The sequence below is a fragment of the Ruminococcus sp. XPD3002 genome (assembly GCA_900119535.1).
In the GTDB taxonomy this organism is placed as follows: Bacteria; Bacillota; Clostridia; order Oscillospirales; family Ruminococcaceae; genus Ruminococcus; species Ruminococcus flavefaciens_H.
Window position 1 is genome coordinate 234,560 of sequence record FPJT01000004.1, and the last position, 16,248, is coordinate 250,807.

The window sequence follows — 16,248 nt, forward strand, 5'->3', positions numbered from 1 at the left end:
TGGGGCTTTGCCCCACACCCCACCAAAGGCTCTACCTTTGGAATCCGCTAAAGGGATAGAATCCCTTTAGAATCCCCGAATTAATGATTTCTGGCTTTTTTGACACTCTCTACCGAGTCTTTCAGACTCGGTATTTTTATAATCATCATTTCTGATACTTTGCCTTATCCATTTCACGGATAGCTGCACGGCGTATCTTGCCGCTTCCTACTGTCTTAGGAAGTTCATCCACGAACTCTACTACACGGGGATACTTGTAAGGTGCAGTACCGTTCTTGACGTAGTCCTTTATCTCCTTTACGAGTTCCTCTGAAGGAGTCTTATCCTTTGTGAGAACGATAGTAGCCTTTACCACCTGTCCTCTTATCTCATCGGGAACACCTGTTACCGCACATTCAAGTACGTAAGGAAGCTCCATAAGTACGCTCTCTATCTCGAATGGTCCTATGCGGTAGCCAGAGGACTTGATAACGTCATCAACACGTCCGACGTACCAGAAATATCCGTCCTCATCTACCCATGCAGTGTCACCTGTATGGTAGTAACCGTCACGCCATGTCTCGGCAGTATTTTCCTCGTCGCCGTAATAGCAGAGTGCAAGTCCGGGAACGCCGTAACCCTTTGCGCTGTCATCCATGAGCTTTATGCATATTTCACCTGTTTCGCCGACTTCTGCGGGAGTGCCGTCGGGGAGAAGGACCTTTACATCGTACTGCGGATTCGGCTTACCCATGCTTCCGGGCTTAGGCTCCATACCCACAACGTTTGCGATAGACAGTGTGGTCTCGGTCTGACCGAATCCCTCCATGAGCTTGATTCCTGTTGCTTTGTAGAACTGATGGAATACCTCGGGGTTGAGAGCTTCACCTGCTATACATGCATATTTCAGTGATGAGAGGTCGTACTTCGAGAGGTCCTCCTTGATGAAGAAGCGGTACATTGTAGGAGGCGCACAGAATGATGTGATATTGTACTTCTTGAACATTGGAAGTATATCGTCTGCGTGGAAACGGTCGAAGTCGTAAACGAACACGGCAGCTTCACACATCCACTGTCCGTAAAGCTTGCCCCAGAGAGCCTTGCCCCAGCCTGTATCAGAGATAGTGAAGTGAAGTCCGTTAGGATCGGCATTCTGCCAGTAACGTGCAGTTACGTAGTGACCGAGAGGATACTGATAGCTGTGGAGAACAAGCTTAGGATTGCCCGATGTACCCGAGCTGAAGAATATCAGCATAGGATCTGTTCCGCAGGGAGTATCTGCTGTACGCTCGAAATGAGTGCTGTATGCTGGAAGCTCGGCGTTGAAATCATGCCAGCCTTCACGCTGACCGTTAACAAGTACCTTTGTTTTAAGTGTGGGAGAAGCTGCACATGCAAGATCCACCTCGTCAGCAACATCACCGTCGGCAGTGCAGACGATAGCTGATACCTCAGCGGAATTGAAGCGGTACTCGAAATCGTGCTTCTTGAGCATGTTTGATGCAGGGATAACAAGTGCGCCGATGCGGTGAAGTGCAATTATAGAGAACCAGAACTGATAGTGACGCTTCAGCACAAGCATTACACGGTCGCCCTTCTTGATGCCGAGTGACTTGAAGTAGTTTGCAGTCTGGCATGAGTATTTCTTGATATCCTTGAATGTGAATGTACGCTCGTTCTTGTTGACATCCACATAGATCATTGCGGTCTTATCAGGACATTTTTCAGCCATTGCATCAACTATATCGTATGCGAAGTTGAACTCGTCCTGCTTCTCAAAGTTTACTGCGCTGAGTACGCCGTTGTCATTGGTCTCGCACTTGACGAACTTCTCAGCAACAGGATGAAGAAGGCCTGCTTTGTCCACATTTGTGATGTGATGCTCTGCAACCTGTTCGTGGTACTCGGACATTCCTGTAGCACCCTTCGGAGGCATAACGAATGCATATATCTCGCAGTCCTCTCCGCCGAGAGCAACTTCATCATGAGGCATCGAGCTGTCATAGTAGATACAGTCTCCCTCGTGGAGTATCTCTGTATGAGAACCGACTGTCATACGGAGTGTACCCTTGAGAACTATATCCATTTCCTGACCTGCATGGCTTGCCATATGCAGAGGCTGTGAAAGTGCTTCCTCGGAATAAGGGATAACTACGTGGAAAGGCTCAACGGACTTGTTCTTGAACTTTGCAGCAAGGCGGTTATAGGTGAAGCCCTTTCTTCTTACGATTGGAACTCCCTCGCCCTTTCTTGTGACAGTATAACTGCTCAGCTCGGGACTGCTTCCCTCCATAAGGTCTGTTATCTCAACGCGGAAAGCGTTTGCGCATTTATAAATGAAAGTGAAGCTGAAGTCCTGCTCGCCAGCTTCGAGCTTCTTATACTCATCTACCGAATAATCTGTGATCTTTGCCATTTCCTGTACTGATATGCCGAGGTCTTCACGCAGACTTGCGATTCGCTCTGCGACCTCTTTTATTCTGTTCTCTGCATTCTGTAAATTCTTCATGTCGCTCATAATTATCTCTCCTTTTCAATTATTTTGGAAAATAAAAAAACTCGTCTCAAAGAATAAACTTTGAGACGAGTATCAATTACTTGATTACCCGCGGTACCACTCAAATTGTGCCGCTATTGCGTAACACCACTTCAGGTTCCGACAAACCCTATTCATTGACGCAGAATCACGGAAGCGCTTACTGAACTTTTCAGCACTTCGGCTCAGAAGGGATACATAGCATTGCTTATCACCGACTCACACCGACCGTCGGCTCTCTGTAGACATTGGCAATTCTCTGCGTGTCTTCCTCACAGCTCTTGTTTTGGATTATAACACATCATAATCGATTTGTCAACCCCTTTTGAAAAATTTCCCTGAAAAATTTTTCATGCAGTATTTACGTATGATAAGGCACAGAAAATCGCACCGGCCTCAGCCGATGCGATATCTGATCTGTCCGACCTTAATACTGATCCCCTGAACAACAGCAGACATATCTGACGACATAAATCCCGTCTGTCTGCGTTATCCTTCTTGCCGTGCGTAAGCACGCCTGTGTCGTCTGCCTTGACAGACAGAATTTCTGTTTGTCAACTTTGTCTGCTAACGTTCAGAGGATCAGTATAGGAAACCTTCGGAATCAAAGGAATCATTTTCCGAAGCCCGAACACGGCATATATGTGCAGTATACTGTATCGTGTCCCCTGTAATAATGATATACCAAAATCGGTCGGCAGTAAATATTCTTTTATCTCATTTTATTCGCTTTTCTGCCCATTGGTCTTTCTGTAAACAGAAGGCGACATACCAGTATGTGCAGTGAACTGCCGTATGAAGTGGCTGTAGTTTGAATAGCCGCACTGCTCCGATATCTGCGCCAGAGAAAGAACTGTATTTTCAAGGAGCCATTTTACCCTGTCCAGTCTTGATGCGATTATATCCTCCTTGCAGCTTACGCCGAAAAGCTCCTTGTATATCCTGTGGAAGTGGCTTTTGCTGAGCCCCATGCTTCTTGTTACCGCTTCGATGTTCCATTCCTTTTCGGGATGTCTGAATATCTCATTCCTCAGCGAGTTGAACCTGTCCTTATAGCTGAATGCGCCCGAACTTAAACTTATCATCTTTCCCCTGAGCTTGTCCTCTGCACTGCTGATAAGACTGTCTATGCTGAAAATATCCGTCTGTGATACCGAACAGGATACCGCCGCTATACGCTCCTCTTTTATCTCCACCGAGCCCTTGTAGGAGCTTGTAACTTTTTCGGCGATACTGTGTGCAAGTTCCTTTTCGTCGTTATTTCCGCCCTGTGATGCTATGGCTATGATATCATCGCCAATACTTGCAAGAACTTCCCCTTCGTCGCTTAAGCGTATCGCATTGACTATGGAATTGACAGGCGGAACGCTGTAATGCACTCTTTCCTCCTTGATGTATGACAGAAGGGTAAGGGTTATACGTGAGCTGCTGTTTTCGGAAATAAGCGTCATAAGCTTATTTATCAGTCCCCTTTTGTTATAGATACCGAGTACGGGAGCGAACTCCGAAAGCGCTTCGATGCGCTTATTGACGTATTCCTTGTAGAGGCGGTTCTGAACGGTGTTGAGTCCGCTGCTGACTGCGTCGCACCAGCTCATATAGAATTCGTCCAGAACGATGTGTACCGCCTTCCTGTAGGTGAATCCCACATAGCCGAATATCTGTCCCTTATAGTGGAGAGATGATACTACCGTAAGTCTCGGTTCGTGAGGCTTTTTCAACGATGGGAAAATATCCTTCGTCGGGAAGGGACGCATTTTTTCTCCGCCCTCATAGCATGCTTCCGCACCGAGTATCATATTATCGGGAAGTCCTCCCCTGCGGTATACGGAAGGATCTTCCAGCTCTCTGCACCAGTCTCCGCAGAGACACAGCTCCGCCCTTATGCCTGTAGGTATCATATAGCAGCAGCCTATGAACGTTCCAAGCACATCGTATATATCCTTGCACTCCGTCATCCTGCGGATTATCTCGCCGTGACTGTTTGTCTTGCGGTGTTCCAGTATCTCAAATACAGTGCCTGCGTACTCCCTTATGTCCGAAAGGGTATCACAGCGGCAGATACCGCCTTTGTCTCCGCAGCCGCAGCTTTCCCCCACAACAAGGTCGGGGACCGTATCAGCTTCGCTTACGGTATTTCCCAGCATTTCAAGCAGCTTGTCAACGGCAAGGAGACCGTTTATCTTCTCCTGACCTGCAACCGTTGTAACAGTAACACGTTCGGTCTGTGAAATGATATTTCCGTCACAGCCTGTGACCTTTATATCCTCGGGTACCCTTACACCGTTCTCATTCAGGGTACGTATCAGTTCCACAGCCATTATATCACTTCCGCAGACGATGCCGTCAGGCTTAGCAATTCTTCCCCCGGCAATATCCACAGCTATCCTGTGGGGAATATCTCTCCAGTAATCGCCGTAGAATATACAGTCATCATTATATGTCAGTCCGCACTCGTCCATAGCTCTGCGGAAACCATTTATGCGCTCCTCCGAGGGAAGATGTCCCCTGTAGCCGCCGATGCAGTAAAGCCTTTTACAGCCGTGTTCCCTGATAAGGTGCATAGCAGAAAGATAGAGCTGTATCGTCTCATCTGCCGATATAACAGGAAAGCTGGACTGTTCGTAATTGACCGTAACACAAGGCTTCATGCTTCGCTGAAGCAGGTCAAGTATGATCCTGCGCTGTTTCTCGCTGCAGAAGATATTTGCTTCAAATATAAAGCCTGCAAAGTCACCGTGAAGTATAAGGTCATAGATATTTGTCTGTCCCTTGCAGTATGTACCTTCAAGCATCTCGTCGGTGTAATTTATAGCACCGGAAATAACTATCGTATCGTATCCGTACTCAGCGGCTTTTCTGTGAATAATATCGATGAATCCCGTTTCGGAATTGCTGCTGATATGCGGAACTATTACTCCTATTGCACCTTTGCTCTCCATAATATCACCTCTTTTTTGATTATACAGCATATGAACTTGTTCGTCAATACGCCGAAACTCCGCACTTATCATGCGGAGCTTCGGTCGGACACGCTTTAGGGATAAGAATGTCCGTTTCAGAATATATTACAGGGTATAGGAGTGATGTTGTATGCTATAACTTTTACTGCGCTTACTGACGGAAGAAGAATGGCAGACAATTGTAAATATACTGCCTTACGTAGTACCAGCTGTGCTCTCCGCCGTTTGCCAGTATGAACCAGAGATTGCCCTTTGAGAAATCCGATGTATACTCAAACTGGCTGAGCTTCTTCATATCGTCTATCTGCGGACCGAGTACGGGATATGCAAAGTCGGATGTACCTGTTGCGGACATGATGAAGTACTCGTTCTTCTTGAGTCCTGCCTTGTCAACTGCACGTGCCAGCGCACCTGCATCAGCAGTACCTGTGCCCCAGTGATGAGCGCCGCTCATCGGCATGAAGTAACCGACGATATCTACGCAGTTCTCGAATACTGCCCATGTGGAAACGCTTCCCATTGAGAAACCGCCGTAAGCTCTGTGCATCCTTGATGCGGCGATGTCCTCCTTTGAAGTTGAAGCCGCATATGTGGAATACTTGCCCTCAACGAACGGAACTACGCTTTCACGGAACTCCTTGTAGAAGTTCTCTGCATTGTAAAAAGTATCGGAGCTTACCTTGTTGAATGTGGGAGTAACGATTATCATCGGCTCGATGTCGCCTTTGCTTATCATGTTGTCTATCAGGCGGACGGACTCACCGTTGTCATTGTAGAACAGTGAATTCTCGCTGTCTCCCATTCCGTGCATGAAGTATAATACATTGTATTTCTTGTTCTTATCGTAACCGTAGGGCAGGTAAACGTTCAGCGAATTTGTACCGTTGATGCCGTTATAGGTTTCCTTTACAACTGTACCCGACTGTGATGCAGGGTTCTTGTAATCCCATGAATACTCGGTGTACTGCTTTGCTGAGTCGAATTTGTAATTTGAAACTGTAGGCTGAGTCGGCTGAGGTTCAGCAGGTGTTGTCTGTGAAGGTGTATTTACCGACGGACTTGAAATGAGCTTTCTCAGAGCCGCCATATCGAACACGTTTATCCTGCCGTCCTCGCATACGTCTGCTGCATCTTTATCTGCGATATTTACGTTTCTGTCGCCCATGATGAATTTCTCCAGAAGCACCGCATCAGCTACGTTTATTGTTCCGTCACCGTTAAGATCACCCTTTACTGCCTTTGCAGGTTCGATATCAAAAACGGGTTCTGTATTACCGCTTCCCTGTGATGCGCTTCCGTAGTGGTATACATCGGGAAGCTCATCAAGTGAAAGCAGATAGTCGCTGTTGTAGACCTTTTTGAGGTATGAAGCTGTATTGAACTCGTTGCTGTCGATGAACGATGTATGCCATGTCATGAACCACAGCCATTTTGCTCCGTCATTCTTCATTTTATCGGGATCGGGTATAGGACCGTTCTCGTGGAGACAAACAGGCTTGTTTGCTACCTGTGCTGTCTTGTTGTACATTGCCGCAAGAGATTCGGTATGGTTCACGTATGTATCAGAACCTATAATGTCAACGTACTCGTCACCGGGGTACCAGCCGCTGTTTACGTCGCCGCAGTAGCCGAGACTCCAGATAAGGTTATCAAGTCCCCAGTAATTTGTATAGCGGTCGTACATGATGCGCCAGAGCTTCTTGAAGTTCTCTGCGCCGCCTTTGCCCCACCAGAACCATTTACCGTCAAATTCGTGGAAGGGACGCCATATAACAGGTATTCCTGCCTTCTGAAGCTCCTGAAGCGCCTTTGCGCCCTTGTCCATGCCTGCAATAAGTGTGTTATACTCCGCAGTACCTTCGATAAGTGCAGCACTCCAGTTAAGGTCACTGTTCATTGCTTCGGTGTGGCTTCCGCGGAAATCGCTTCCGCAGTGCCAACAGATAGTTACGATGCCGCCTTTGTCATACCACTGCTTTGCACGGCGGTTACAGCCTGCAAAATCATCGCCCATATAGTCAAGTCCGCGGAGTGCAGGGTATTTTCCGCTGGCGTTCTTTATAATGTCGAACTCGTAGTTATCACTTCCCATCCATGTGGACTCCTGCTGACCTGAAATGACCTTATTGCCGTAGGTATCGCAGAGGAAGCTGTAAAGGGACTGCGTCTGGGCGGAAGCCTTGGGGTTAGAGAGCTTTCCACCGCCTGTATAGGCGGAAAATTCGCCTTTTTCAATGAGGACGCAGTCAAAGAGAGTCCATCCCCAGCTTGCTTCAACAGCCACTTCGTTTTCACCTGCTTTCAGGTTCGTACTGACGCTGACTGTACTGAATTCGCCCTCGCCTGTATACTCGCAGAAAATCTCTCCTGCATCCTTGCCGTTGATAAGAACGTTCTGATACTTGCCGTCCTCATCGTATGGCTGACTGTAGCGCAGTGTTATCCTGTGAGTACCTGCTTCGGATGCATTAACTGTTACACTGACCTTGTTTCCGCCGTCCTTAAGGTCAACAGCTTTTCCTCCGCTTGCACCGCTGACAGTTACCGTTTCAGCACCGTTTTCGCCGCTGCTGCTGATAATGCCGTCCTCGAATTCGTACTGTCCTGCTGCCGCATTGGCCTGTATGGGAAATACGGACATCGTTCCCATTACCAGTGCAGAAGCCATCATCAATGATGCTAATTTTTTCATTCTGATACCACCTCTCATAAAAATCACGGACATACCGTTTCTTACTGATTTCATTATACAGCTTCGGGAATTGAGATAGAATACCCTTTCGTTCCAAAAATCTGTATTTTCATCCCATTCTTTATGAAAGTGTACAAAAATGCCTTCCGCAGTCTTTACAAACCACAGAAGGCTCTTTATTTTATTCTGTAACTGTGTATTTGGGAGTATTATCAACGTAGTCAACCTGACTGCGTCTTAAGAGGAATATCGCAATTCCTAAGTATATCACTCCTCCGATAATTGCAAATGGTGACGTACCTGATATCGAGTCTGCAAGCTTTCCTCCGTCGGCAAGGAGTCCCGTAGATGCGAGTCCTGCGAAATCAAGGAAGGCATGAAGTATAACATTGCACCATATATTGTTCGTTCGTATATAAATTGCGCCCATATAGAAGCCTGCACCTATTACCGATATAGCCTGATAGAATGCGCCCTCCAACGAAACTCCCGAAAAAGCGTTGGTAAGGTGGATGAGTCCGAAAATAACGGAAGATATCGCAAGTGCAATAAAGGTGTTGACTTTTGTTTTCGGTCCGAAAGCATCAATAAGGCAATTCTGTATCACGCCCCTGAATATGAACTCCTCTGCGAGTCCCACAGAGATCATGCAAAGGGTAAATGTTATGATATGGCTGAAGGGACGGAACTTCGGAAATGTTCCTGCCAGCATCGTCTTTGATACTATATTTGCAAACAATGCCATACAGCTTACGCATAGAAGGTAAAGCCCTGCAAAGAATCCTGCAAGAAGACCTTTTCCCCGTTCTTTCAGTATACCGAGTTTATTTGTGAGTTTCAGAAATATCGTTGCAGTTGCCAGACCAAAAAGCTCTCCTATAAAAGTCGGCAGATAAACATTTCCCTCATCATCGGGCATCTCAAATACTCTTTCGATAACCATACCTGTAAGATGAAGAGAAAGGATGAAAATTGCAGCAGCTCCGAGACAAATTAGTATTGTTTTAAGTTTCGAGTTTTTTTCCATAGCTCCTCCTAAAGTATTTGTTTTAATGATTATAACATGTAATCTGAATAAAGTCAAGCATAAGGGAGCGAATGATATTTCCTTTTCACCTCAATCAACAAAAGATAAAAGGGGACACAGATGTGTAACAAGAAGAGTGTCAAAAAAGCCTGAAATCATTAATTCGGGGATTCTAAAGGGATGCTATCCCTTTAGCGGATTCCAAAGGCAGAGCCTTTGGCAGGTTGCAGGGCAGAGCCCTGCTATACGAAGCGCTCAGCAAAGAGTGAATTTCAAAACAGTCCGGTGGACTGTTTTGAAAGAGGGAACGCCCTGCAAGAGAGGGCGTTCCCTGATGGATCTATACTTTTTTGACAAGAAAAAGGGGACACAGATGTGTCCCCCGATAATTCAAATTAAGCTGATCTCAGATCATGCGGGAGGATTATTCTTTGCATAGAAAAATTCAACATCTTCCTCACGTATGTCTATTGTTTCTCCGCTTGATTTTCCTTTCAGTCTTGCATAGACGATCTTGTCATCTCCTGCATGGCCTACTATAAATTCAAACCTGCCGTTTCCGTCCGCTATATCATAATTGTTGATACAGAGTCCCGAACCGATATCTGTATACTGATACTTGTCAAAGTCGCTTACCTTAAGGTCCTTGCCTTTCTTTGAAAGCTCGATGATATCAGTCATCGTTATCTTCTGCTTAACGGAACCACTGTCTATCAATTTTAAGAATTCGTCAATATCGCCGTCACGGATATCTATCTCTTCTTTAACTCTTTTGGATACGAGATGGACAAAAAGCGGATCATTGCCGTGTTCATATCCGACTAAAAGCTCATATGGTTCATCTGTACCTGCTATTTCATACTGATTGATGTAAATACCCGAACCAACATCCGTAGAAATATATTTGTCAAAGTCGCTTACCTTAAGGTCGAAGCCTTTCTTTGCAAGCTCTCTGATATCATCCATTGTGATGATCTTTTTGGATCTTACTATTTCCTGTCTCAGTGCAACAAGGTCAAAGACGTTGATAACTCCGTCATGTGTGAAATCAGCTCTCCACATTTCACAATCATCACAGCCTTCCTTGTTGAAAAGCCACTTCTGAAGCATAACAAGGTCTGCCATATTTATACTGCCGTCAGCATTGATATCGCCGTCCGGCACTGCAACGTCACCTGCAAGAGGTGGCAGCCACTCGTTAGTAGGCTCGATATCATCATCAGGCAGCATAGGAACGCCTGCTGTCGGTGGAAGGAACTCCTCTGAAGTCGGCTCGATAAGATAATCAGGCGGCATTGGCTCACCCGCTGTGGGAGGAAGAAGCTCCTCTGAAGTCGGCTCGGTAGTAATTTCCTCATGCAGATAAGGATCTGCCATTAAGCCGCCTGCAACGGGAACATCATTGATCTCCTCGTCCGATATTGTTAAAACGCCCTCATAGCTCATCAAGTTTTCTTCGGTCGATGCTGATACATTACCTGCACTTGCTGCCGCTCCGATCGCAGCAGTTGCTAAAAGTACAGATATTTCTTTTGTAAATTTTCTCATATTATTAACCTCCTTTTTCCTTGGTTAATAGTTCAAGTGCGGTCAATATCTGAACCTGCTCTTCAAGACAGGCTGCTTCCGAGATATTTCTTACCGTTCCCGTCGTCGCCATTTTTCTGCATGCACAGGAATTGCGGCAATAATCCGCTATCTCACAGCCTTCGCAGCGTTCAGACATCATTGAATAATCAGGATGTGCTTTTCTTGCTTTTTCAGCCTCGATACCTACGGTAAGATCACCGCAGCGGTATTCGGGGATGTTCTGGAACTGTATGCAGGGATAGAACTTTCCGTCCCAGTTGATGAACAGTTTCTTCCTGCATAATTCACAGCTGCTTTTCTTATTTTCCTTTATATTTTTCTTTTTCAATGCGAGTTCGTATACAAACAGATCCTGTATCCCTGCGATCTTTTCCCATTGCTCCCTGAGAAGATCGCCGAAGCTGTCGGGATCATCGGGAACGAGGAAAGCGTCCATTGCAGCGGATACCTTTTTTACTCCAAGTCCTTTAAGATACATTATGTTATCATAAAGCTTTGAAAGATTGCTCTTTGTATACACAAGCTGGACCAATGTTTCCGGCTGATATTTCAGCAGAAGTTTCAGGTTAGCATCAAGCAGTTCTCTGTCCGCGCCGCGTTCGTCGCATTCCGAACCGTCATGGGACATATTGATTATAACTTTCCTGTCGATACACCACTTTATAAACTCCTCATCAAGAAGCGTACCGTTGGTAGTTATAACTATCTGCTTTGCTCTGAGGTTCTCGCAGAAAAACATAACTTCATCCTTATACAGCAGCGGTTCGCCTCCGAAAAGGTACACTGTACCTGCATCACCGCGTCCGTTTACAAAATCAGTTATCTTCTTCATTATCTCCGGCGTTATACATCCGTATTCCGTGTTAAGGTGCCGTTCATAACAATAGCTGCATCTGAGATTGCATTTGTTCGTAATACTTATTGTGTAATCCACCGAATCGCCTCCCTGAACAGAGATCATTACCTATCCTGCTCACCTTTAGTATATCATAGGTTCTTCGTAAATGCAAGCAATATTTGTAAAAACTCAACAAAAAGCTGTTTTAGAGGTTATCGGGCGCAAACAAAGGCTATAAAGTGGTGCCGCAGACGATTGAAATTCAGCTTTATATGTGATACAATGATACTTGCGATCATATTGCTCCCCCAACTAAATCTTGCCAAACAATGCTTGCCATAAAGAAAATTTCTCGGTGTCAGAAAAACTTGAAATGCGACAGCATTTCTGCGTTTTCCTTCCTTGATTAATTTCCTTTCTGCCATCGCCTTTTTGGCAAAGTTCAATTGGTGGAGCAATATAAAGAAAGGTGACTTTATTGAATACACTGAAAAAAATGATACCATCCGTGACTGCACTTATACTGGCTGTTGCTATGGTCACGGTATCGGAGATAATGCATAACAAGGAGATAATTTTCCCCGAGATAACCGCTGTTGCCATAGGCGCTCTTGCAGCACCTAAAATGCCGTGGAACACTTCAAGGCTCAGACTTCTCCTGACTATAACCGCCGCTGCGGTGCTCGGAGTCGGTATAGTTCTTTTCGTACCGCTGAGTATAGAGTTCAAGATTCCCATTGCACTGTTATGTGCAATTGCCTGCGTCACTATATCGGGGACGGAGTTCCTGCCTGCTGTTTCGGCATGTGTACTGCCTGTACTTTTAGGTACTGAGAGTCCCGTTTACATCTGCTCGGTAGTGGTGATGACTTCGCTCATACTGGCAGCTCAGCTGATATTTGAAAAATGCGGCATACGTGAAAAGAACAGCTTCACTCCCGTAAAAGCTGACAAGCAGCTTCTGCGGCTGAGGATAATACAGATAGCCGCCGTAAGCCTCATTTGTCTGATACCTGCCGCCAACCGAGAGATATTCTTCATTGCACCGCCGCTGATAGTGGCTTTCTTTGAGATGTCCAAACCGGGCGGCAAGCTTATAGAACGTTCACCGCAGGCGTTTCTGCTGATACTCCTTGCGGCTGTATGCGGAGTTGTATCACGCTTCATCCTTACAGAAAAGCTCGGACTTCCACTGGCTGTTCCTGCTGCAATTTCCTGCGGTGTTATGCTTGCAGCAGTAAGCAAAGTCAAGCTGTACTTTCCGCCATGCGGAGCAATAGCAACTCTGCCATTTATAATCCCTGATACCGCACTGCTGAAATTTCCTTTCGAGATCACAGCAGGCACGGTTATATTCATCGCCGCAGCTTTTGTATTCTCAAAGGAGCACCGCAGTATACTGAAACACCGCTGCAAAAGAGTACTCAGAAAAGCACAGCGACAGTTTTTATCATAATGTGATACATATACCGAAAGTTAATACGTAATTATCGGAGGAAAACCTTTCTGAAGAAAGGTTCTTCCCCCGAACCCCTTTTCCAAAGACTTTTTGCCCCAAATTTTAAGCCTTACAGGGTACTCACTTATAGTATTACTAAACTGATAGTTTTACATGAGTACCCTGTAAGGCTTAAAATTTAAAGTAAAGGCTTAGAAAAGAAATTAAGGGAAGCACTTCATCAAAAGTACTTCCCTTGGTAAGTATGTATTAACTTTCGGTATACGTATCAACTTATGGAAGCCAAGTGATATAAACTTCTTCAAGCTGGCCGATATCCTTGTTGAATTCAAACTTATATCCGCTTCCGCCAAAATATTTTGTTGAATCGACCTGATATGAATACTGCTCCATTCCTTCGCTATAATCAGTATAGTCTGGAGCTTGTGCAAGGAGATCGTCCTTCTTAAGTGTAAGTGGGAATGAGAAGCTTACAACCTCTGCAGCTTTCTCAAGATCTGCAATTATATCATCGTTACGCTTCTGATCGTCAGCAAACTGCGGAACATAGATAGTATACCATCTTGCAGATGAAAGAACGCAGTCTTTTTCCTGCATACTATCGTCTGTGCAGTTTATGAATTCAAACTGGATGCTTGAATAGTCAGATATCTTTACAGTGTATGTTGAAGTGCTGTGGTTCTTGTTAACGTTGTTGTTTATGTTATTGAGGTCATCCTCCTTGAAAGCAACGCCGCCGTCAACGAGATCCTGGAATGTGCTTTCGCCTACTGTGAATACCTTGCCGTTATAAGCGAAGCTTCTGTTGTCAAAATCAACATACTTATCGCTGAGACCTTCAACAGGCTTTGCGGAAGCTGAACCCTTATCAGCTGAATCCTTGTCTGAATCTTCCTCAGTCTCTTCTTCAGTTGCAGCCTCGGTAGTTTCCTCCTCTGTTTCAGCCTCTGTAGGAGCTTCTGTAGCTGCCTCGGTTGTCTCTTCCTCTGTTGCAGCTTCTGTGGTTGCTTCCTCAGCAGTAGTTTCCTCTGCTACAGATGCCTCACTTGATGAGCTTGATGTACCTGTCAAGCCGCAGCCTGAAAGTCCGAGCATAGCTACGAGTGAGATAGCGATGAGTTTCTTTTTCATTTTTTCTTCCTCCTGAAAATAATTGCTTTATATCTTTTGACCTGTCATATTATATCTCAGAGTCGACTGAGTGTCAAGAAAAACGGGGCGAATAAAATTAAGTTTATTTAATCATTATGCATTATCGCTCCAATTTAATATTAATATTGTATAAAAAAACAATGCTTAGCTTGTATAAACTGCTGTATCACTATGGCGATTTTCTTATTTCAGTCCATAAAACTGCCGTCCCCTTAGGAACGGCAGCAGAATATTATCAGAACTTGAAATAATCGTAGTCTTCGCTGTCCATATCAAGATCACTGAAATCGAAGTCAGCACCCTCGAATGCAGAGCTGTCGAACTCGAAATCTTCAAGATCCGAGTCATCGAAATCCTTGTAGCTGTCAGTCGGATCATAATCGCCGAACATTGAAGAATAGTCACCGTAAAGGAGTGCTGCAAAAGAAGAAGCGGAAGAGTCTGCTGTCTCCTTTGAGAAGCCTATCTTTGTCATAACATCATTGATGAAGCTGCTTAACTCATCCTTTGATACATAGTCCTTTATCTCGCTGTTCTCGGGATCGAATACGAATGCATCGTCCTTTGAAGGTGTTTCAGGAGAAGCGCTCTTGTCAACTGAAAGATCAAGCTTGAGCTTGCCGTAGTTAACTCCGTCAACCTCGATATCTGCGGTCACTTCCTGTGAGTTGCCGTCAGAGCTGCACTTTACAGAGAAAGGCTCCTCGTCCTCAGCATTTACTGTAAGATCAGCATTGAAGAAGCATGTCTCCTCGTTTACTATCTCGAAATCAGTGAAATCCACTGTAGTTGTAGTATCCTCCGAGAAGATCTCAACGTTGCCTGTATACTTGTCATTGTTCTCGGTAGCTTTGACCTTTACGCTTGTGATATCGCCGTCGTCATTTACCTCGAACTCTCCGCGGACCTGATCGTCGTCCTTGCCTGCAAGGAGCTTAACGCCGAAGGATTCACCTTCGTTTGCGGTAATACCTCTGATCTCGCCCTTTGGATCAACATATGTAACTACTGTAAGAGTCTCTGCATCTTCACTGATGTTTTCGAGTTCTTCGTCAAGATTCTCAGCGTACTCTTCCTCTGTATAAAGACCGATCTTATCAACAACTATCTTCTTGATAACTTCGTCGTTCTTCAGTTCGTTGATGACATTCTCAGCGATCTCCTTCTGCTTTGCGCCGTCAAGAACAGTTGTAAGAGCTGTATACTCAACAGTTATATCGCAGATGTCAACGCTCTCGTTCTTCTCCTCTGTAACTTCCTCAATAGACTTGTTCCAGATACCCATGTATCTCTCAACGACGTCCTGGAACTCGTCAGGTGAAAGGAACGACTCGGGATCCTTTATGAACTCCTTGTAAGCGTTGGAGATCTTGCGGGACTGCTCGTCGGTCATTTCCTCTGTAAAGGAATCTGCATCTATAGCAAGCCACTTTTCAGTAAGCTCGGGAATGCGGAAGAAGTAGTCCATATTCTCGGGATCGAGGGCATAATCAGCTGAAACGATAGTGTTTCCGTTGATGCCGAATGAGAATGCAGCGTCCATAACGCCCTTCTTTGAAGAACTGTTCATGTTGAAATTCAGAGAATCGATATTCTTGATGATATCAACGTATTCGTCATCGCCGTAAGCCAGCTCCTCAGAGAGCATATCCTTGCATTCCTTTGAAAGTTCAAATGTAAGATCGCCCTTGACGGTCTGACCGCTCTTAAGGTTCTCTACGTACTGCTTATATCTGTCAGCAGCTTTTTCTGCTGTGGTCTTAGAGTTTTCTTCATTTACCCATGCATAATAGCTCTGAGGCTTCATTACACGAAGGTTTACCTGATTCTTAACATAGTCCGAAAAGCTGTAAGCAGCTGCACCGCCGCCTACTGCTGCAACAGCAAGTGCGCCTGCAGTAATGCCTGCAATCTTCTTTCCTTTTTTGCCTGAGACGTTCTCTACGCCTGACACTGTATCAAAATTATACTCTTTAGCCATATCTTTTTCCTCCTGATAATTCATCCTTACT

At 45.3% G+C, this 16,248-nt stretch carries 9 protein-coding genes and 1 other annotated feature; of the genes, 1 reads left to right on the forward strand and 8 read right to left on the reverse strand.

The genetic code is table 11. From position 1 onward, the window contains the following. Positions 1–145 precede the first annotated feature (145 nt). From BT127_RS05455 to BT127_RS05485, 6 genes are all read right to left on the reverse strand, one after another. The gene (locus BT127_RS05455) at positions 146–2,497 is read right to left on the reverse strand and encodes an AMP-binding protein (RefSeq protein WP_075424014.1); all 2,352 of its coding nucleotides are present in this window, start codon (positions 2,495–2,497) and stop codon (positions 146–148) included. A 58-nt stretch (positions 2,498–2,555) separates the two neighbouring features. Next, positions 2,556–2,800, reverse strand: a binding site (T-box leader). 437 nt (positions 2,801–3,237) lie between these two features. Then, complete coding sequence (locus tag BT127_RS05460; RefSeq protein WP_075424015.1) at positions 3,238–5,457, reverse strand: substrate-binding domain-containing protein; 2,220 nt, start codon at positions 5,455–5,457, stop codon at positions 3,238–3,240. Between the two features lie 172 nt (positions 5,458–5,629). Continuing rightward, entirely contained in the window at positions 5,630–8,170 is a 2,541-nt protein-coding gene (locus BT127_RS17140) for a glycosyl hydrolase (protein ID WP_318257161.1), read from the reverse strand. Between the two features lie 181 nt (positions 8,171–8,351). Beyond that, positions 8,352–9,197, reverse strand: a complete 846-nt coding sequence (locus BT127_RS05470) for a CPBP family intramembrane glutamic endopeptidase (protein ID WP_075424017.1) — start codon at positions 9,195–9,197, stop codon at positions 8,352–8,354. Positions 9,198–9,608: 411 nt separating this feature from the next. Further along, positions 9,609–10,745 (reverse strand): dockerin type I domain-containing protein, encoded by a 1,137-nt coding sequence (locus tag BT127_RS05480; protein WP_075424019.1) that lies wholly within the window; start codon positions 10,743–10,745, stop codon positions 9,609–9,611. A gap of 4 nt (positions 10,746–10,749) precedes the next feature. Next, entirely contained in the window at positions 10,750–11,721 is a 972-nt protein-coding gene (locus BT127_RS05485; RefSeq protein ID WP_175541914.1) for a radical SAM/SPASM domain-containing protein, read from the reverse strand. 382 nt (positions 11,722–12,103) lie between these two features. On the opposite strand from BT127_RS05485, the gene BT127_RS05490 reads away from it, so the two are divergent. Beyond that, positions 12,104–13,081: a hypothetical protein gene (locus BT127_RS05490; RefSeq protein WP_075424021.1), complete on the forward strand. Its 978-nt coding sequence runs from the start codon at positions 12,104–12,106 to the stop codon at positions 13,079–13,081. 276 nt (positions 13,082–13,357) lie between these two features. Here the strand turns inward: BT127_RS05490 and BT127_RS16725 are convergent, their stop codons facing one another. Next, positions 13,358–14,215, reverse strand: coding sequence for a hypothetical protein (locus BT127_RS16725; RefSeq protein ID WP_075424022.1), 858 nt, complete (start codon positions 14,213–14,215; stop codon positions 13,358–13,360). Between the two features lie 256 nt (positions 14,216–14,471). Beyond that, complete coding sequence (locus tag BT127_RS05500) at positions 14,472–16,217, reverse strand: DUF6583 family protein (RefSeq protein WP_075424023.1); 1,746 nt, start codon at positions 16,215–16,217, stop codon at positions 14,472–14,474. Between the last annotated feature and the right edge of the window lie 31 nt (positions 16,218–16,248).

What these genes read in the sequence shown, in the direction of transcription:
- BT127_RS05455 (WP_075424014.1), bottom strand. Translation starts at nt 2,497, where the DNA reads ATGAGCGACATGAAGAATTTACAGAATGCAGAGAACAGAATAAAAGAG.
- BT127_RS05460 (WP_075424015.1), bottom strand. Translation starts at nt 5,457, where the DNA reads ATGGAGAGCAAAGGTGCAATAGGAGTAATAGTTCCGCATATCAGCAGC.
- BT127_RS17140 (WP_318257161.1), bottom strand. Translation starts at nt 8,170, where the DNA reads ATGAAAAAATTAGCATCATTGATGATGGCTTCTGCACTGGTAATGGGA.
- BT127_RS05470 (WP_075424017.1), bottom strand. Translation starts at nt 9,197, where the DNA reads ATGGAAAAAAACTCGAAACTTAAAACAATACTAATTTGTCTCGGAGCT.
- BT127_RS05480 (WP_075424019.1), bottom strand. Translation starts at nt 10,745, where the DNA reads ATGAGAAAATTTACAAAAGAAATATCTGTACTTTTAGCAACTGCTGCG.
- BT127_RS16725 (WP_075424022.1), bottom strand. Translation starts at nt 14,215, where the DNA reads ATGAAAAAGAAACTCATCGCTATCTCACTCGTAGCTATGCTCGGACTT.
- BT127_RS05500 (WP_075424023.1), bottom strand. Translation starts at nt 16,217, where the DNA reads ATGGCTAAAGAGTATAATTTTGATACAGTGTCAGGCGTAGAGAACGTC.